Here is a 19,531-nt window from a genome sequence, read left to right as displayed (position 1 = left end):
AGCGGTCATAGCGTCGTGCAACTCAGGCCCCCACTTCCCCGGAAAACCCGGCGTGTCGGGGGCATGAGGCACCTGCCGCAGGCTCCTCCCCGGGCCGGCATCAGGGCCAAATCTCCTCGATTTCGCGCGAATTCCCGCTGCGGAGTCCGCCATGAGACGCATCCCGGGCGCGTCGCGCCCCGAGCGAGGACCACGCGCTCGCGACGCAGCCCAACCCCGCATCCCAGCCCCGCGACCAACTCGCCGGGCACAAGGTTGTGGCATGAGGCCGTCAGCGGCCGCCCGAACAGCACTTACCCACAACTCCAGCCTCGGGACGCCGGGGAGCGCGGGCACGAGGGCACGCGAGCACGCGGGCACGCAGGCACGCGAGCACGCGGGCACGCAGGCACGAGAGCACGCGGGCACGCGGGCACGTGAGCACGCGGGAGCACCAGCACGCGGGAGCGGGAGCGTGCGCAGGCGCGGACGTCCGGGCACGCAGACGCCGACGGGCGCCACCCTCGAAAGGGTGACGCCCGTCGGCGTGTGCAGCTCGGCGCCTACGTGGTCGGCGTCGGCTCCGGGGAATCACTCGGCGTCACCGACGTGCCGGACACCTGGCTGTCCGCATCACGGGCACGGTTCAGCGCCTCGGTGAGCCGCTGGTCGGCCTCGGCGGCCGCAACGAGGTCGTTGTTCGCGTACGCGGCCGTCCGATCCTCAAGGGCCTTCTCGGCGTCCGCCAGCGCGGTCGAGAGCTGCTCCTGAGGAGTTCCCGTGCCGCCGCCCGAGGGCGGAGTCGTCGCGGTCGGTGCCGGCGTCGCGGTCGTGTCGTCAGGGACCGAGTCGACGGGCAGGTCGTCGGTAACCTCGACGCCGCCGTCACCTGCATCAGCACCGGCGTCGCCGCCGAAGAGCTCATCGAGCGCCTCGTCGAGCGTCGGCTGGAACGCGATCTTGTCGCCGAATGCGACGAGCACGCGCCTCAGCAGCGGGTAGCTGGTCTCACCGGTCGACTCGACGTAGACAGGCTGCACGTACAGGAACCCTTCGCCGACCGGCACCGTGAGGAGGTTTCCTCGCAGCACCTGCGTCTGACCGCCTCGCTCAAGCAGGTTCAGCTGGTTGGCGACCGTCTCGTTCGAGTTGAAGATGTTCTGCACCTGGCCAGGGCCATTGACGTTGTCGTTCTCGACTCGCAGCAGAGTTATCTTCCCGTACGTATCCGCGACGGTTCCGTCCGTGGATCCCGCGTTGGAGTTGGCGGCGAGATACCCCCTCAGCACGTTCCTCGACTGCGCGTTCGCGTTTGTCAACGGGATGTAGGTGGAGTAGATCGAGAACGCCGACTCCTGACCCGGGAGCTGCATCGTCAGGTAGTACGGAGGCTGTGACGCTTCTCCCCCGGTGGGGTTCTGCGGCAGCTGCCAGGCGTTCGTCTGGTTGTAGAACGTGCTCGCGTCGGTCACGTGGTACCTGGCGAACATCTCGCGCTGCACCTTGAACATGTCCGTGGGGTACCGGATGTGGCTGAGCAGCTCACCCGACATCTCCGACACGTTCTTGAGCGTCGACGGGAAGACCTTCTGCCACGTCTGCAGGATCGGGTCGGTCTCGTCGAACGCGTAGAGCGTGACGCTTCCGTCGTACGCGTCCACGGTCGCCTTCACCGAGTTGCGCATGTAGTTGATGACCTCTGGCGGCAGCGACGACGCTGGGGTGTCCGCGTCCTCGAGCAGGTTCTGCAGGCCGGCGAGCTCGGAGTATGGGTACTTGTTGCTCGTCGTGTAGCCGTCAACGATCCAGGTGAGGCGTCCGTCCACGACCGAAGGGTACGGATCGGAGTCGATCGTCAGGTACGGGGCAGCGGCCTGCACGCGCTCGGCAGGGTCGCGGTCGTAGAGGATCTGCGACTCGTCGTTGACGTACTCGGAGAGCAGGATCTGCTCGGACTGGAACTTGATCGCGTACACGAGGCGGTTGAAGAAGTTCCCGAGGTCGGGGCCGCCCTCACCGGTGAACGTGTTGTACGTCTGCGTTGCGCCGTCGGCGCCGGAGACGTGGTCGAACTCGGCGGGCTGGGAGCCTTCCGGGGCGCCGACGATGGAGTACTCGGGCGAGGACTGCCCGAAGTACACGCGCGGCTCGAAATCGCCGAGTGCGCCTTCGCTGGGCATGCCGCCCTCGATGAAGAGGGGCTGACCGTCGGGTCCACGCTGGTTGCCGTACGCCGTGACGAGGCCGTAGCCGTGCGTGTAGACGATGGTGTTGTTGACCCAGGACTGCGCGTCAGCGCCAAGACCGGCGATGTTGATGTCGCGGACGGAGCCGACGGCGTCCTGAACCTGGCCGTCGATCTCGTAGCGGTCGACGTGGAGGCGGTCAGGGAACTGGTAGTACGCACGCTCCTGCTCGAACTGCGCGAAGGTCGGCGAGACGAGCGATGGGTCGAGGATACGGATGTTCGCCGTGGTGTCGGCGTCGTTCCGGAGCTGCCCCTGGCTGACCGTCGTCTCTGCGGCGTAGTTGATCTCCTCGATCTGATCGAGCCCATAGGCACTTCGAGTCGCATCGATGTTGTTCTGGATGTACGGGGTCTCGAGTGCCTGCTCGCTCGGTCCGACCTGGAACTGCTGGACGATCCACGGGTACACCATGCCGACGACGAGGCCGACGATGACGAGCAGGGCCGTGCCGACGAGCGGCAGACGCCAGCGACCGATGGCCGCGGCGATGAAGAAGAGGACGGCCACGACGATCGCGGCTCCGGCCAGGATGCCCTGGCCGGGGATGGTCGCGTTCGCCTCGGTGTAGAGCACACCCGTCCAGCGACCGGAGAGCGTGTTGAGCGCGGCGTATCGGTCGAGCCAGAAGCTGACCGCCTGCACGAGCATGTAGAGACCCGCGAGGATCGCGATGTGCGTGCGGGCGCTCTTGGAGATGACGACCTCGCGACCGGTCACGCGGATTCCGCCGTACAGGTACAGCGTTGCCGCGGTCAGGATCAGCGAGAGGAGCACGACGGCGCTCACGAACGCGACGACGCCTCGGAAGAACGGCAGCTGGAAGATGTAGAACGAGACGTCCAGGTTGAAGACCGGGTCGGTCTCGCCGAACGGAGTGGAGTTCATCCACATCAGCACGGTCTGCCAGGAGGCGATGAGCGCGACGCCGGCGAAGAGGCCGAAGATAGCGGGGACGAAGATCATCGCACCGCGACGGATCGGCTCGATGACCTGCTGGTAGCGGTCGAGCTGCTCGTTGAGCTTGGCGTAGACCGGACGCGCACGGTAGGCGATCTGCAGGTTGGCGTAGAGGGGAACGCCCATGCCGACGAGTCCGATGGCGAACATGATCGCCCCGGCACCCCACTCGGTGAGGAGGACCTCGAGGACGCCGAGCTGGTCGTACCAGAGCACGTCCGCGTATCGGCCAGCGAACCAGAAGAAGACGACGAGGAGCGCCACGACGATCAGCAGTGTGATCGTGAGCGGTCCCATCCGACGTCGGCTGGCGGGTTTCGGACTCTGGGGCTGTTGAGCTGCAGTGCTTGTCACGTCGTACCTGTCATTGCCTGGAGGGGCCGTTTGTTTTCCGAGAAAGGGGAACTAGAGGAGTTTATCTGGCAACTGCCTGGCAAAACTGAGACTGGCGTGGGTCATGAGCCGAGAACCGATTCGCAGGTGCGCAGCGCGCCGGTGTCTCCGCCGTCCCCGACCGTCTGGATGACCTGCTCCGCCTCGTTCAGCGAGGACACGGCGTAGACCGGGATGTCACCGGGGATGCCCCCGTCCAGGACGTCCTGGCAGTTGTCCGCTGGCGCGAGGAAGAGGTCAGCGCCGACCTCCACGGCGGCGTAGAGCTTCTGCGTGATGCCGCCGATGCTGCCGACCGTGCCATCGGGCGACATCGTGCCGGTGCCCGCGATGTGCAGGCCCTGTGTGAGGTCGCCGTCGACGAGCTTGTCGGATACGGCGAGCGCGAAGATGAGCCCCGCGCTCGGTCCGCCGACGTTGCCGAGTTCGATGTCGACATCGATCGGGAACTCGTGCTGGGTGGCGACCGTGACTCCGAGCAGCGGCCGCTCCTCCCCCTCGACGAGTCCCGGGCGTGGCGTGATCGAGAACGTCTTGCTCTCGCCGGCCCGATCCACGACGACGTCGACCGGTCCGAGACTGTCGAGGTCGCCCCCGGATGCCTCGGCCACGGCCGCTGGCAGGCCCTCCGTCGAGTCGACCGGGATCCCACTGACGGATTTCACGATGTCCCCGGGCTCGAGCATGCCCGCCGCAGCCCCGTCCTCCCCGACCGAGACGACCGCCAGCGCAGTTCCGACGTCGTACCCCTCGTTGATGAGCGCTGCGGCGATCGCATCGGCCTCAGAACCCTGCATGAGCGCGGCGTTCTGCGCATCGCGCTGCTCGCCGGTCTCCGCGTCGGCGTAGTACGCCTCGACGGGGAGGACGTCGTTGGATGGCGTCACAAGAGCGATGAAGACCTCGAACCAGTTGGGCAGGTTCTCCGGCCGGCCCCCGACGTTCACGGTCATGACGTCGAGCTGCCCGTCAGACGGCTCGAACGTGTCGGCCCCGCCGATCGTGATGACCTCGACCTGCGTCGTGTCCTCCTGCGAGGCCTGCACCGTGCCGAGCGCGTCGAAGACGGGGCCGGGAGAGCGCACGACGTACGGCGCCGGACTGAAGCCGAGGGCGACGAGCAGGAGCATCCCGATGGAGAGGAAGACGAGTCCGACGCGCGCCCGCCTCGAGCCCTCCTCGCTGCGGCGGCGGTTCGCCTCGTGCGCCCTGGCAAACGCCTCTGACTGCTCGCGAACTCGGGCATCCCCCTCTGAGGAGGGTTCGGAGAAGAAGGTCACTGCGCTCGTTTCGATGTCCTGCGGCTATTGTTCGCCCGTGGCGCAAGGCACTCGGCGCATACGCAGTCACGGCGACCCTTCCTTGGAGGGGCCACGAGCTAGCGTAGATCCAAGCGCTGGGAGGTGCGGAATGAGTGATGCACAGGGACCGATTCCCGACGACGGATCCGAAGACGAGCTGCGCAAGCTGCTCCGCGAGCTGCTGAGCGGGCAGGGTGGCTTCGACCCCGCCAAGCTGGCGGGAGTCGCTGGGCTCCCGAACGACCCTGCCGCGGTGCAGGCGCTGCTGGCGCAGCTGCAGGCGGCCGTCGCGAACCCGGGCAACGGACTGGACTGGCAGGTCGCACGCGACCAGGCCCGTCGGGTCGCGCAGCCCAAGAACCGCGAGATCAGCTCCGAGGAGGCCGCCCGATTCGACCAGGCCTTCCGCGTCGCGCAGCTGTGGCTCAGCGAGGCGACCCAGCTCGGGGAGCTCAGCGAGTCGCCAGCGACGCTCACCCGACTCGAGTGGATCACCGGCTCCATCCAGTTCTGGACCTCGCTCTCCGAGCCCGTTGCGACGAGCATCGCCGACGCCCTCATGAACGTGCTCACCGAGCAGACCCCGCCGGAGATGGCGCAGCTGCTCGGCCAGTCGTCCTCGATGATGCGCGGCATCGGCGGCGCGATGTTCGCCGTGCAGCTCGGCCAGGTCGTCGGCAACCTCGCTGAGGAGGTCGTCGCCGGAGGCGACATCGGCGTGCCGGTGCTCGACCACAGCCGTCCCTCGCTCCTGCCGCAGAACATCGACGACTTCGCCGAGGGTCTCGACGTCGACCGCGAGCAGGTCGAGCTCTACCTCGCCGTCCGCGAGACAGCCCACGCGAGGCTCTTCCAGCACGCCAAGTGGCTGCGCCTGCACCTCATCTCCTCGATCACGGAGTTCGCGAGAGGGGTGAGCATCGACGTCTCCCGTATGGAGGAGCTCGCGCAGACGCTCGACCCGAGCGACCCGGACGGGATCAGGGCTGCGCTCTCCGAGGGCGCCTTCATCCCGCCCCGCACGGAGCAGCAGGAGGCGGCACTCGCCCGCCTCGAGACCATGCTCGCCCTCATCGAGGGCTGGGTCGACGTCGTCACGGAAGACGCGACAGCGCGGCTGCCGAAGTCGGTCGCACTCGCGGAGACCGTGCGGCGCCGGCGCGCCGTGGGCGGCCCCGCCGAGCGCGCCTTCGCCTCGCTCGTCGGGCTTGAGCTCCGTCCACGCCGCCTCCGCGAGGCCGCCGCCATGTGGCGCGCAGTCTCGGAAGCGCACGGAGCGGCCGCCCGTGACGAGCTCTGGGCCCACTTCGACGCTCTCCCGACGAGCGAGGACATCGACCACCCCGAGGCACTCGTCACGAGGCTCGGATTCGGCGAGCTCCCCGCCGACGAGTACGACGAGGCGCTGACGAAGTTCCTCGACGACCCCTCGGCGTTCGGCGACGCACCGGAGGGTGGCGACACGCCAACGAGCTGATCTCGCGCCTCCGGCAGACCGCAGCCACCGGTCATGGCTGCGGTCCCGGTCCTGGCTCGGCCTCGGCCTCGTCCGACGTGGGCTGTGGAGAACTCCTGCGGGGCTTTGAGCGTTCCAGCAGGATCTCTGCATGGAACTGCGATTGCCACCTGGCGTGCCCCTCGTGTGGCGCTCCCCCACCGAGCTGCAACTGGGCGGCGTGAACGCTCGTGCGGTCATCCGCGACCCGAGCGCGGCGACTGAGCGGCTCATCGAGTCGCTGCGGAGCGGCGGCACGCTCGCGCAGTTCCACGAGCGGGGCGCACGACTCGGACTGAACGGCGACGAGATCGAGGCGTTGCTCGGGCGCGTGCGGGCGCTCCTCGAACCGGTACCCGTCTCGCCGCGCCGGAGGTCCGGGGCAGCCGCACCTCGCGGCAAGGCGCGACCACCCGTCATCCTCGTGCGCGGCACGATCGCCGGCGATGACCTCGCCGGGCACGTCGCGGCGCTCGGCTGCACGGTGCGAAGCGCGCGCGGCGACTACCAGCCCCCGAGACCCGCCGAGATCGGCCTCGTCGTCGACTGCGGAGACTACGTTCTCCCGCCTCGGCGGTACACGCCGCTCATGGCCTGGGATGTGCCGCACCTCGCCGTCGTCGCGGGCGACCTCGACGCGAGCATCGGTCCATTCGTCGTGCCCGGCCGCACCCCCTGCCAGCGCTGCGAGGACCTGAACCGACTGGACGCCGATCGCGCCTGGGCTGCCATCGCCACCCAGCTCGCGCTCACGACGCGTGCCCAGCTCCCGCGCCTCACGAGGGAGGTCGTTCGCAGCCTGGTCGTCGACACGGTGTCGTCGTGGCTTCGCGACGGAACCGCCTCGCGCTATTGCGGTCCGGAGGTCCTGACGATCGACTCGCTCACCGGCGAGGTCCGCCGAACGCCCCGTTCGTTCCACGACGAATGCGGGTGCCGAGCTCTGCCAGGAAGCGAGAAGCCGGCCGCTCCGCGTCGCGCCGACCGCCGTACTGCGCGTGCGTCAGACGCAGACGCTTCCGCGCGCGCGTGACGGCGACGTACAGGAGCCTGCGCTCCTCGTCGAGCTCATCCTGCGTCTCCGCGTACCAGATCGGCAGCAGCCCCTCGCTGACGCCGACGATGGTCACGCTGTCCCATTCGAGGCCCTTCGCGGCGTGGATGCTCGAGAGGGTCACCGCTCGCAGCTCCGGCTCGTACTGCATCTTCGCGCGCTGCTGCAGCTCCGCCGAGAACTCGGCGAGCTTCGTGCCGTGCGGCTGGGCGTCGGCGAGGCGGAGCAGCGCATCCCAGGAGTTCCAGCGGTCGCGCAGGGCGCCGGAATCGGCGGGAGGCTCGTGGGTCCAGCCAAGATCGCGGAGCACGTCGCTCACTGCCTGGAACAACGGCCCCGTGGTCTCCTGCATGACGGCGGCACGTAGGGCGCTGAGCGCCTGGCGCACCTCGGGCTGGTCGAAGAAGCGCCGCTGGCCGATGGCCGAGTAGGCGATGCCCGAGTCCTGGAGAGCACGCTCGATGGCGGCGGCCTGCACGTTCGTCCGGTACAGCACGGCGATGCTCTCGATGGGGATGCCGCCTCGCAGATCCTCGCCGATCCGGTGGACGACACCGCGAGCCTCGTCGTCGTCGTCGTGGAACTGCAGCACCTCGGGCAGGGGCTCGCGCCTGGGCGTCTCGGCCGCCGGCTCGAGCGTGAGCGCGTACGGCACATGCCTGGCGACCTCGTTCGCGACGCCGATGATGGCGGACGAGGAGCGGTAGTTGTCCTCGAGGCGCACGACCCGCGCATCCGGATACCGCTCAGGGAACCCCGTCAGGAAGGAACTCGAGGCGCCGGCGAACGAGTAGATCGTCTGGGCCGCGTCGCCGACGACGCACAGCTCACGACGCGCACCCAGCCACAGCTGCAGCAGCCGCTGCTGCAGCGGCGAGACGTCCTGGTACTCGTCCACGACGAAGAACCGGTACTGCTCGCGCACACGCTGCGTGACCCACGGTTCGAGCTCGAGCATGCCGACGGTGGCCAGCAGCACATCCTCGAAGTCCATCTGCCGACGCTCGTCCTTGATGTCCTCGTAGGCCTGCAGCAGGCCGAGAGCCGCGTCGTCGCTGACCCCCTTCGGCAGCGATCGCGACGACCGCAGCTGGATGGCGTACTCCTCGAGGGACAGCTCACGCACCTTGCGCCACTCGATCTCGGTCGCCATGTCGCGCACGCCGGCAGGATCGAGCCGCAGACCGATGCGCTCCGCGGACTCGGCGATGAGCCTGCCCTTGCCCTTGACGATGGCCGGGGCGGGGCCGCCGACCGTGTGCGGCCAGAAGAAGCCGAGCTGGCTGAGCGCCGCCGCATGGAAGGTGCGTGCCGCGACGCCGGATGCTCCCAGATCTCGGAGTCGCCCACGCAGCTCCCCCGCCGCCTTCGCCGTGAAGGTCAGGGCGAGCACCCGCGAGGGGTCGTACACCCCGGCGCGGATGCCGTACGCGATGCGGTGCGTGATCGTCCGCGTCTTGCCCGTCCCGGCCCCTGCCAGGATGCAGACGGGGCCGACAAGAGCGAGCGCCGCCTCCCGCTGGGCATCGTTGAGCGACGCCAGCAGGCTCACATCCGCCGTCGACGACTGCGCGAGGCTGTCCGCGTCAGTCGAGGTGACCACTGAGCCAGGCGTCGATGATCGCGCGGGCGATGGAAGTGGGACCGGGCAGGCGATCTTCGATGGCCCTGACCTCGTCCCGGGTGAACCACCCCAGCTCGACGATCTCGTCGTTGTCGGGCTCGACGGTGGCCGGATCCTGGTCCGGGTGGAGCTTCGCCGTGAAGCCGACCATGATGCTCGCGGGGAACGGCCAGGGCTGCGAGCCCAAGTACCTCGGCTCGACGACGTGCGCCCGCGCCTCCTCGTAGATCTCCCGCGCGACCGCGGCCTCGAACGACTCCCCCGGTTCGACGAAGCCCGCCAGGAGGGAGAAGCGGCGTGGGTTCCACCTCACGTTCGCGCCGAGCAGGATCCGATCTTCACGATCGAGCACCGCGGCGATGATGGCGGCATCCGTGCGGGGGAAGCTCACGTGCTTTTCGCCCTCGGCCTGCCTGACCCAGCCGGCGAGGCCGGCGCTCGTGGCCGAGCCCGTGCGTGGCGAGAAGGCGTGCGAGTCGTGCCAGTTCGTGATGGCGAGAGCCTCGGTGAACAGTCCGCAGTGCACCGCCCCGAGATGAGCGGCGGTCTCCATGAGCCCGGCCCACAGTCGGGCATCCGGTTCGATCGTCGCCGCGAGTGCGTCGTCGACGCTGACCGAGACGACCGAGGTGCCGCGCGGCAGGTCTTCGTCGTCGGCGAGCGTCCTGCCCAGGTACACGGCGTCGGCGACAACCGGCGCGAGGAGCGTCGCGCGCTCGCTGGTCGCGGACAGCAGCTCGAGCTTGGGGCCGTCACCCGCCGACCGCATGAGCGCCTTGCCGCCGTTCAGGACGAGCACACGGGTGGCGCCATCAGCGAAGAGCGACTGCACGAGACCGGGTTCGCTGCGGCGCTCGTGGTCGCGATCGGTCTGCTGCTGGGCAAGAGGGAGACGAGACATGAAGTGATTCATAGGCGGATTCATCCTAGGTCGCCTCGAGGCCGTGCGGGCGTGGCACGCACTCAGGCTTCGCCGTGCCTCCTAACCTGGAGCCATGGCTGAGCTCTCGCTGGAACTCGCGGCACTTGCAGTGGCCGCTGTACCCGACCTCGATGTGGCTGCGGCCCTCGAGCACACGTTCGGGGCGCACGGTGACTTCGACGCCGCCCTGCTGACCCTCGCCGACGGCGAGACCGTCATCGCGCGCCGCCCGACCTCGTCGGCTGCGGCACAGGAGCAGCTCGCCGACGTCCGTGCGCTCGCCGTGCTGACGCCTGGGATGCGCAGCAGGCTCCCCTTCCAGGTCTCGGAAGTCCTCGGTCACCTCGCCGAGAAGCGCGAGCGCGTCGCGGTCTACACGTACCTTCGAGGCATTCCGGCCGACCGCGAGCCCCTCGAGCCCGGGACGCTGTTCCTCGTGAGCCTCGGACGCGCCATCGCGTCCGTCCATTCCCTCCCCAAGGGGCCAGTCGAGGCTGCAGGGATGCCGACGCTCACCGCCTCGGAGGCCAGGCAGGCCGCCGCCCAGACGATCGCGCGAGCGAAAGAGACCGGGCGTCTGCCCGTCACCCTCGATCGCCGCTGGAGCGCGGCCATCGACGACGATTCGCTCTGGCAGTTCCAGCCGACGGTCATCCACGGGGCGCTCGGCCTGTCCTCGATCATCACCGACGGCAACCAGGTGAGGGGGGTGCTCGGCTGGAGCGACCTCCGCGTCGGTGACCCCGCTCGAGACCTGCACTGGATCTCGTCGCTGGACGGGGCGATCGCGAGGGGCATCCTCGACGAGTACACGGACGAGGCGCCGGGAACGGTGGACCGGCAGCTGCGGCAGCGGGCCCTCCTCTACGCGGAGCTGGAGCTCGCTCGCTGGCTGCTGCACGGGGTCGAGGCCGGTGACGCGGACATCATCTCGGACGCCGAGGGGATGCTCGACTCGCTCGTCGACCGCATCCACCGGGCCCCCGCGCAGCCGCTGGTGCACGAGACGCTGCCCGTGCTCGACATCGCCGAGGTGCAGGAGCTGCTTAAGGAAGCCGCCGGAAGGCGTCCGGCTCATCAGCCCGACGCGCACGACACCGGGAGCGGCGTGCTCCCCGGTCTGGTGCACGAGTCGCCGTCCGGTGCCCCCTCGGGCGTGCATCCGGATGACAGTCCGGACGTCGACGTGGATCACGCCGCCGAGGATGACCTCGACGACGACACCCCGCCGAACGACTTCATGCGGACGGACTCGCTGCGCTGAGGGCTGCCTCGGCTTCCGCCAGCAGCCGTTCGAGCTCTGCTCGCCCGGTGACCTCAGGGACTCGGATCTCCTCGCCCTCTCGGACGTAGACGAGCACGGCGTCGATGCGCTCGGGCGGCACCCCCGTGTGCTCGGAGTAGGCCAGCGTGTAGAGCGCGAGCTGCAGCTGGCGCTCCCAGCGTGCGCTGTCGCCGCTCGGAACCCTGCCCGTCTTCCAGTCGACGACCTCGATGCGTCCCTCGTGTTCGAAGACCGCGTCGATCTTGCAGACGACGGTCCGATCGCCGAGTCGGAACTCGATCGTCTGCTCCACGAGGACGGGGGTCCGGTGCGGCCATGGGGTCTCGAGGAACGCCTCCTGGAGGCGTTCGAGCTCAGCGAAGTCGGCGTTCGAGGCATCGGCGAGGCTGCTCAGCGCGCCGTCTTCCGTGCCGAAGATCTCCGCCATGCCGAGGAGGTCCCCTCCCGCGTTGGGGGCCGCGTAGTGGGCCTCGACCCAGGCGTGGAACATGGTGCCGATGCGGGTCTGCCTGAAGGGCTTCTGCGGCATCGGCCGGCGCAGCTGAGCCGCGATCTCCGCCGGGTCGGTGACGAGGTCCTTGAACTTCGATGCGGCGAAGCGCGCAGGGAGCTCGACGCTCATCACGGTGCTGCGCTCGGCGCGTTCGCGGAGCAGCAGCTCGATGCGCCTCGCGAGCGCTCCGCCTGGTGCGGCCTGGGTGTCCCGGGCGTGGGAGACGGCCTGTGCGAGCTCGGTCACCCGCTCGTGACGCTCCGGGCTGAAGGGGGCATGGGGCCAGGCGACGCTGTCGGCGGCGAGTGATGCCGGCGCCGCGTCGAGGGTGTTCTCCGGTGGGGCGTCGATGATGCCGGCTTCGGCCAGCTCGTCGACGAACACCGAGACCGTGCGGGCGGTCTTGTGGATGGCGCTCCAGTACGAGCCGGCGATGAGCAGCTCGTGCCGGGCGCGGGTGTAGGCGACGTAGGCGAGTCGGCGTTCCTCGTCGTCGTTGCGCTCCTTGATGCGCTCCTTGAGGTCGACCATCAGGTCGGCGAGTTCCTTCTGCGTCTCCGCGTCTCGCCACGGGAGCTCCGGACGGTCGTGCGCGTCGAGGAGGAGCTCGTAGGGGATGACGCCGCGTCGGATCCAGCCGAGCCCGTCTCTCGAGGTGCTCGGCATCTCCCCCTCCACGCTGCGGGGAACTGCGACGAAGTCCCATTCGAGCCCCTTGGAGCCGTGGATGCTCAGCAGCTGGACCACGCCGGGCTCGGCCTGCTCCTGCACCGGCGCGAGCGAGTCGTCGCCTGCGGCGATCTCCACCCAGTCGAGGAACGCGCCGAGGTCGGCATCCGGTTCGGCGGAGGAGAATGCGGCCGCCGCTTCGGCGAAAGCGTCGAGGTTGCCGACTCTTGCGATGTTGCCGGGGTTCGCGGTGACCTCGAGATCGAGGCCCATGAGCGCGATCGTGGCGTCGACGAAGCTCGTGATGGGGAGTCCTGAGTTCCGGCGGAGCTCGGCGATCAGCTCGCTGACGGCAGGGATGCGCTGTCGCGCGCCGGGGCTGAGACCGGCCAGCCAGGTGTCGGGCTCGGTTCGGCGAGCTTCCGAGGCGATCCGGGACGCGAGGAAGTCGAGGGCCTCCTGCAGGGGCACCTCGTCGTCGCCCGTCGCGAGCTCGCGTTTGCTTGCCCGCACCTCGTCAGCCAGAGACGCCATGGTGACGTCGCGGTTGGCGAGGCTGCGCGAGACGTCGTGGATCGCCTTGACGTCGGCGAGGCCGAACTGGAATCTCGCGCCGACGAGCAGGCGGATGAGCTCGTTGCCTGCGGTTGAGTCGTGCGCGACGCGCATGGCGCAGCGGAGGTCGACGACCTCCGGGGCCGAGAGTAGCCCGCCGAGACCGATGACCCGGTTGGGCACGCCCGCGCGCGTCAGCGCTGCGGAGAAGAGCGGGAGGAGCTTCCGCGCGCGCAGGAGCACGGCGCCGGACGGCGGTCTGGCATCGACGTGGGTGTCGCCGTCGACGACGATCCGCTCTCGCATCCAGGTCGCGACGGCGGCCGCCTCGTCGTCGAGCGTCTCGGGGAAGGCAAGCGAGACCCGCCCCTCGCCTGCCCCTGGCCGGGTGCCGAGCTGCGTGACACCGGAGTCGTTGGCCTCCGGCAGCCGTGAGGCGACCTGGTTCGCCGAGTCGAGGATCCTGGCGTCGTTGCGCCAGGAGATCGAGAGCTGGAACGTGGGTTCCTCATCGGGCGGCACGATGCGAGACCTGAAGTCGCCATGGAATCGACGCATGTTGCCCGGGCTGGCTCCACGCCAGCCGTAGATGGACTGCTTGGGGTCGCCGACGGCGAGCACGGGGTGGTCGCCGAAGATCGTGCCGAGCAGACGCGTCTGGCCGACGCTCGTGTCCTGGTACTCGTCGAGGATGACGAAGCGGTGCCTGGCCCGCAGCTCCTCGACGACGGCCGGCGTGCTCGAGCAGATCTCTGCCGCGAAGGTGACCTGGTCGGAGAACTCGATGAGCCCCCGCTTGCGCTTCTCGAGCTGGTAGCGCTCAGCCAGCCCGACGAAGATCGGCAGCTCATCCAGGGTCGCCACGGCGTCGACCACCGGCTTCAACGGCGTGTTCGCCGTGCCCCGACCGGGGAGCTCGGCAACCCTCCGGAATTCCTCGACGAAGGACTCGCAGGCCGCGGCAGAGAGCTGGTTGTCGCGCATGGCACGTGCGACGCCGAGAGCGAGGCTCGTGATGGCTCCGAGCTGCAGGTCGAGCGAGCTGAGCCTGGTGTCGTCGCTTGCCAGCACGACACTGCGCATGAGCGCGAAGGCGGTCATCTCGTCGACGATGCGGGCATCCGGCTCCTGCCCGATGAGCAGCGCGTTCTCGGAGAACACCCGGTTGGCGAACGAGTTGTAGGTCGAGACCTCCGGGGACGCGAACTCGTCTCCTCCGACGAGCCCCTCGCTGCGGAGCCGGGCGAGGGCGAGCTGCACGCGTTCGCGGAGTTCTCCTGCGGCCTTCCGAGTGAACGTGAGGCCGAGGATCTCGGTGGGATGCACGCCCTGCGCAGCGACGAGCCAGATGATGCGCTGCACCATGGTCTGCGTCTTGCCGCTTCCGGCACCTGCCATGACGAGGCTCGGAACCGGGGGCGCCTCGATGACGAGACGCTGCTCGGGCGTCGGCTCGAGCATGCGGGACGGATCGTTGTCGGCGAGCGCCAAAGCGATGTCGCCGTGGGTAACGGCTCCCATGGGCCAGGTGTGCGTCATTCGGTGACCTCCGATGCGGCGTGCAGCGCGCACGCTCGTCCGCCACCGAACGAGCCGAGGCAGTGCGACTCGAGGTGGGCCTGGTAGTGGGCGTCTGCGAGCTCATCCGAGCTGGAGCCGGACCCGAGGGGCTCCGGGATGCCGATCATGCCGAGGGCGACCGAGCGGACTCGTTCGAAGAACTCGGCCGTGGCCTCGTCGTCGAACGGCTGCTGCGTGCGTTCGCTCCACTCGAGCTTCTTCGTGGGCTTCGCCAGGAAGACGAGCTTGGCCTCGTGCACCGGTGCCGCCGGAATCTGCGTTCCACGGTCGCTGCGCGGAGGGAGTTCGACGGCTTGGACAGGACGCTCGACGGGGTCGCTCACGGCGCCCGAGGTGAGCGCGATCTGGTACGCGGCGAGCTGCGCGTTGGACGACATGGAGTCGTTCGACGGCATGGATCTGCCGGTCTTGAAGTCGACGACGTCGACCGAGCCAGCCGCCGTGCTCTCGATGCGGTCGATCTTGCCGCGCAGGGTGATCTTGGCGGTGTCCTCGCCTTCGACCCGGACTTCGACGGAGAAGGCTCGCTCGGCGCCGAGGAGCGTCCCTCCCCCGAGCGAGACCCGGTGCAGGTAGGCGGAGAGGTTCCGCACGAGCTCGTCGACCTTGGCTCGAACCGCGGTCTCCTGCCAGGGGGCGTCGAAATCGCTCGACCGCAGCCTCGCCTGCGCGAATGCTGTGCGGGCTTCGAGGTCTGGGAACTCGAATTCGGCCGCAGCGTGCACGATGTTGCCGACGTTCATGCTCTCGCTTGTGCTCCCGCCCCCGTGGGAGCTGACGAACCAGTTGACGCCGCAGTCCTCGAAGCTCTCGATGTTGGATGGAGAGACGGGGATGTTCGCCTCTGGGTCGCTCGGGTCGTGCAGTGGCTTGCCCGTGGTGGACCCCGCGAGGCCGTACCACTCGGAGGGCGCCGCGCCGGGCACCCCCTCCTGCGCGAGCGTTGCGAGGCCAGCGGCCGCTGACCGGTCGACGCCTTCCAGCATCGCCGTGCGACGCAGCTCCCCCACGATCGCGCGGAGCGTCAGCGCGCCCTCGGCGGCGGTCTCGGCTGCCGCGGGGATTACTGGCCAGGTGCGGGGTGTGAGCAGGAAGAACGGGGAGGGCGCGCTGTCCTCGCTCTCCTCGGCCGTCAGGAGGAGCCACTCGGAGGACCTGGAGACGGCCTGCGCGAACATCCGTCGCTCGTCGTGCAGCACCTCGAGTCGACGGTCGACGAGGTCGCGGGTCGTGTCGATGCCCCGTTCGAGCTCCGCGAGCTGTCCGGCGCCGAGGAGTGAATCGCGAAGACGGAGGTTGGGCCAGACGCCGTCGGAGAGGCCTGCGACGACGACGACCCTGAACTCCCGCCCGAGCACAGCCGCCGGCGTGGTGACGGTCACCGTGCCACCGTGCGTGCGGCTTGCCAGCGAGTCCGCCGTGACCTCGCTTCCCGTCCACTGCTCGAGGAAGTCGCGGATGCTGGCGTCAGGCTGCCGCTCCACGAATCTCTTGCCGACGTCGAAGAGCGTGACGAGTGCGTCGAGGTGCGCGCTGAGCTGCTCGGCGCGGGGCCCGGAGCCGAGCGCCAGCTCGCGCCAGGATTTGGCGAGGCCGAGACGCTCCCACACGGCGAAGAGCACCTCGTCGGCTGCGATGCTGCGCTGCTGCCCGTTCGCGGCCGCGATCTCACCTGACACCGTGCGCAGGAGGGCCCCCAGCTGCTGGAGGGCGCGCGTGGCGCTTCGGCCGGTTGCAGAACCGCCAGTCGCGAGCAGGCGCTCGAACGTCGCGGAGGCGGGGGCATCCGGGTCGGTCAGGAGGCGCAGCCCTGCGACGCGGGAGACGGCTTCGACGAGGAGATCGTCGGCCGGCCGGTTCCCACCGGCCGCGATCTCGTCGAGGCGCAGTGCGCGCCGGACCCGCCGCAGCTGCACGGGGTCGATCGCGAAGACCGGCGAGGCGGCGAGCTCCGAGATCGCCTCCGCCGTGAGCTCCTGAGCACCGCTGGCGATGGCGGCGAGTCGGACGACGGCCTGCACGGCGCGGTCGCTTGCCGCAGGGAGCGCCTGAGAGGAACTCGTGGGCACCTCGAGCTTCGCGAGCTGACGACGAAGCGACTCGATGCTCCCGCCTCGACGCGTGATGACGGCCATCTCGTCCCACGGCACGCCGTGCAGCAGGTGCAGTTCACGGAGGTAGTCGGCGATGCCCCGGCACTCGGCAGCGGACGATGGGGCCGAGAGACGAGCCACCGCCGGAGGGGCGGACTCCGGCGGCCCGCCGACTCGGGGTGTCTCGGCTGCCCGGTGCCGCAGCTCCCGCTGCACGCCGATGCCCTCGGTGACCCCCCGCACGAATGCACGGAGCTCGGCGCCGCCACGGTGGGCCGTGCCGAGCACGAGCCTCAGCGGCTCTTCGAGCGAGCCGCGTGTCTCTCCCCGCCAGTCGGCAGCCAGTTCGGGACGCGAACCGCGGAACCCTCCCGTGGTGATGTCGGGGTCGCCGAAGGCGACGACGCGCACCCCGCGCAGCGCGAAGGCGGCGAGCAGCCGCCTTCCCGACTCGGTGAACTCCTGGACGTCGTCGACGAGGAGCAGCTTGAGCTCGGAGAAGGCGTCGAGCCGCTCAGCCGCGTGGACGATGCTGACGGCCTCGAGCACGATGCCAGGCGTGTCGAACGCATTCGGCTTCGCCTGCGCGATGCTCTCGCGGAATTGGCGGGCCAAGGCCGATGCTCCCGACCACACGGGTCTCAGGTGCGCGAGTTCCTCGAGTCGCTCGGGGGTCACGTCGTACTCGGACATCGCCGCCAGGAGGTCGCGGACCTCTGCTCGGAAGCCGCGGAGGCCGATGGTCTCGACGCTCACGGGCGGCGCCCACTCGATGGGTTCCGCGTGCAGCTGCTCGTGGCCGGTCGCGGAACGCGCCTCGAGATCGCTCTGGATGAGCTCCGCGAGGATCGTGTCCTCATCGGCCCCCGTGAAGAGCTGCGGCGCCTGCAGGCCCTGCCTGGCGCGGTCCGCGCGCACGATCTCGAACGCGACGGACTCGGGCGTGCGCGCCATCGCCCCGGGAGTGCTGACCGAGAGCCGTTCGCCGATGACCTCCCGGAGCCGCGCGGCACTGCGGCGGTCTGGCGTCAGCGCGAGCACCTCGGCGGTGGAGAGCCCGTCCGAGAGAACTCGCTTCGCGAGCAGTTCGACGAGGGTCGTCGTCTTGCCGGAGCCCGGCGCGCCGACGACGCTGACATGCGAGCGCATCGAGGCCTCGAGCACAGCCCGCTGTGCGGCGTCGAGGGGCACGGCGTCGAATGCGGCGCTTGAAGTCATGCAGTCACGGTATCTCGGGCCACCGACATCGACGGTTGCGCACGGGATGTCACGGCGCGATGGGCGCGCTGTTGCGCCCACGGCGAAAGGCGCCGTCAATGTGCGCGCGCCAGGCAGGCTGCCGGTAGCCTTGCCAGACACCCGTTCGCATTCGAAAGGCGCCAAGTGGAAGTTCGCATCGGCATCAAGCACGCCCCACGAGAGCTCTCGTTCGAGACCGACCTCACCAAGGATGACTTCGAGCGCATCATCGAAGAGGCAGTCGCGAAGGACGCAGCGATCGTGAAGCTGCACGACTCGAAGTCACGCTCGTACCTCGTCTCCACCCAGAGCATCCTCTACGTGGAGCTCTCGGGCGACCAGGCCCGTCGCGTCGGCTTCATCGCCTAGCCTCGGCCATGGAACTCATGTTCGCGGGCCTCGCGGGGATCCTCCTCGGCATCGCCGTGCAGTTCGCGGCACCGCACCGATCGACGCGTGGCCCCGTGCTGCTCCCGGCGCTCGGCGGCATCGTCGCCCTCGTCGTCTGGCAGGCGCTGACGTGGCTCCAGACCTCCGCCCCGTGGCTCGCCTACGACGGCGGCTGGATCTGGGTCATCACCCTCGCGGTCGCGGCGATCGCCACGGTGTCCGTCGGGTGGTCGCTCAGCAGCCGTCGCCAGCATGACGACGACGATCTCCTGCACCGGCTGAGCCACCTCGGCCGCGCGCAGAGCGCCTAGCCACGCGAGCGCACTCGGCTCGAACACCCCGAAGGCCCCCGCCACTCGGAACGCTCATCGGAGCGGTCGAGGACGGGGGCCTTCGTCGTGGGCTGCGGACGCGGCGGTACCGCCGCGCGCTTCCTGGATCGCGAGCTCCTAGGCCGCGAGCCCGAGCGTGTTCATGCGGCGCGAGTGGCCGGCGTAGAGCACCGAGGCCAGCTTCTCGAGCTGCGCTTCCCCGTCGGGGATCAAGGCGTCTCCGCTCGAGCCGAGGGGAACGTCGAGCGCGAGCCGGATCGCGAGCACCGTGTCTCCGACGATGCGCCGTCCCCACATCGCCAGGCGGTCGCCGAGACCGTCCTCGAAGTGGATCGCTGCGTCGATGACGGGAACCAGCTGGTCGCGCTCCTCGTCGGTGAGGAACACCGGCGCAAGCGCGGCCCGGTAGCTCTCGCCGCCGTACTCGGCGACCTCTCCGAAGAAGTCGCGGAAGAAGCCGGACGAGAGATGGCAGCTGAGGAGCCGCTGCGCCCAGTCGTGGCCGAGGACACGCTCTGGATAGCCGGCGAAGTGCGTGGCCGCATCGCCGATGCGCGCGATCGCGTCGGGAGCCGCGGCGGCTTCCGCCCCGCCCAGCAGGGCCCTGTGGCGTTCGAGCGCCGCGTTCGCCGCAGCGCCGATGTGCTGCTTGTTGGCAAGGGCGGGGGCTTCATTCACGATGGCAGAAAGCTCTTGGAAGAGGAGCAGCTCGAGGTAGGCTGCGCGCGCCACGAGCACGTCGGCGGGAACCAGCAGGTCGCCGAGCGACGTCGCTGGCCTCGGCGCGGATGCTGGGGCTGCGTCGTCCTGGGATCGGTCTCCGCCGCGCCTTCCGAATACTGGCTTCACACGCTCATCCTATGTGCCAGAGAAGTTCCCTTCGTCGCAGGTCCGTGCAGACCGTTTCAGGGCGAACAACG

At 69.4% G+C, this 19,531-nt stretch carries 11 protein-coding genes; 4 read left to right on the top strand and 7 right to left on the bottom strand.

Annotated features, from left to right (window positions below; translation table 11 throughout):
• Nucleotides 1-542: 542 nt before the first annotated feature.
• Nucleotides 543-3,482, bottom strand: coding sequence for a UPF0182 family protein (locus C5E07_RS04325; RefSeq protein ID WP_181057785.1), 2,940 nt, complete (start codon nt 3,480-3,482; stop codon nt 543-545).
• 158 nt (nt 3,483-3,640) lie between these two features.
• Complete coding sequence (locus C5E07_RS04320) at nt 3,641-4,858, bottom strand: PDZ domain-containing protein (protein ID WP_104298566.1); 1,218 nt, start codon at nt 4,856-4,858, stop codon at nt 3,641-3,643.
• Nucleotides 4,859-4,988: 130 nt separating this feature from the next.
• Here C5E07_RS04320 and C5E07_RS04315 point away from each other — a divergent pair, with 130 nt between their 5' ends.
• Nucleotides 4,989-6,356 carry a zinc-dependent metalloprotease gene (locus C5E07_RS04315; protein WP_104298565.1) on the top strand — a complete coding sequence of 456 codons (1,368 nt, stop codon included), beginning with the start codon at nt 4,989-4,991 and terminating at the stop codon, nt 6,354-6,356.
• Between the two features lie 902 nt (nt 6,357-7,258).
• Here C5E07_RS04315 and C5E07_RS04310 read toward each other — a convergent pair.
• Complete coding sequence (locus C5E07_RS04310) at nt 7,259-9,031, bottom strand: ATP-dependent helicase (protein ID WP_258063136.1); 1,773 nt, start codon at nt 9,029-9,031, stop codon at nt 7,259-7,261.
• Entirely contained in the window at nt 9,015-9,953 is a 939-nt protein-coding gene (nudC, locus tag C5E07_RS04305; protein WP_258063777.1) for an NAD(+) diphosphatase, read from the bottom strand. The genes C5E07_RS04310 and nudC overlap by 17 nt, the downstream gene beginning before the upstream one ends.
• Nucleotides 9,954-10,047: 94 nt before the next feature.
• On the opposite strand from nudC, the gene C5E07_RS04300 reads away from it, so the two are divergent.
• Nucleotides 10,048-11,238, top strand: a complete 1,191-nt coding sequence (locus tag C5E07_RS04300; protein ID WP_104298563.1) for a phosphotransferase — start codon at nt 10,048-10,050, stop codon at nt 11,236-11,238.
• Here the strand turns inward: C5E07_RS04300 and C5E07_RS04295 are convergent.
• Both C5E07_RS04295 and C5E07_RS04290 read right to left on the bottom strand, forming a co-directional pair.
• A complete protein-coding gene (locus C5E07_RS04295; RefSeq protein ID WP_104298562.1) occupies nt 11,213-14,515 on the bottom strand; it encodes an ATP-dependent DNA helicase in 3,303 nt (1,100 codons plus the stop codon). The two genes, C5E07_RS04300 and C5E07_RS04295, sit on opposite strands and share 26 nt — an antisense overlap.
• Nucleotides 14,512-17,868 carry a UrvD/REP family ATP-dependent DNA helicase gene (locus tag C5E07_RS04290; RefSeq protein ID WP_104298561.1) on the bottom strand — a complete coding sequence of 1,119 codons (3,357 nt, stop codon included), beginning with the start codon at nt 17,866-17,868 and terminating at the stop codon, nt 14,512-14,514. Before C5E07_RS04290 ends, C5E07_RS04295 begins: the two co-directional genes overlap by 4 nt.
• A gap of 165 nt (nt 17,869-18,033) precedes the next feature.
• On the opposite strand from C5E07_RS04290, the gene C5E07_RS04285 reads away from it, so the two are divergent.
• Entirely contained in the window at nt 18,034-18,258 is a 225-nt protein-coding gene (locus tag C5E07_RS04285; protein ID WP_104241588.1) for a DUF3107 domain-containing protein, read from the top strand.
• Nucleotides 18,259-18,266: 8 nt separating this feature from the next.
• Nucleotides 18,267-18,590, top strand: coding sequence for a hypothetical protein (locus tag C5E07_RS04280; RefSeq protein WP_146080504.1), 324 nt, complete (start codon nt 18,267-18,269; stop codon nt 18,588-18,590).
• Between the two features lie 138 nt (nt 18,591-18,728).
• Here the strand turns inward: C5E07_RS04280 and C5E07_RS04275 are convergent, their stop codons facing one another.
• A complete protein-coding gene (locus C5E07_RS04275) occupies nt 18,729-19,460 on the bottom strand; it encodes a ferritin-like fold-containing protein (protein WP_104241590.1) in 732 nt (243 codons plus the stop codon).
• Between the last annotated feature and the right edge of the window lie 71 nt (nt 19,461-19,531).

It is taken from the genome of Pseudoclavibacter sp. RFBJ3 (assembly GCF_002931375.1).
Classification (GTDB): Bacteria; Actinomycetota; Actinomycetes; order Actinomycetales; family Microbacteriaceae; genus Pseudoclavibacter.
The sequence above is the reverse complement of the archived record's forward strand: the minus strand, read 5'-3'. Positions and strand labels throughout refer to the sequence as shown.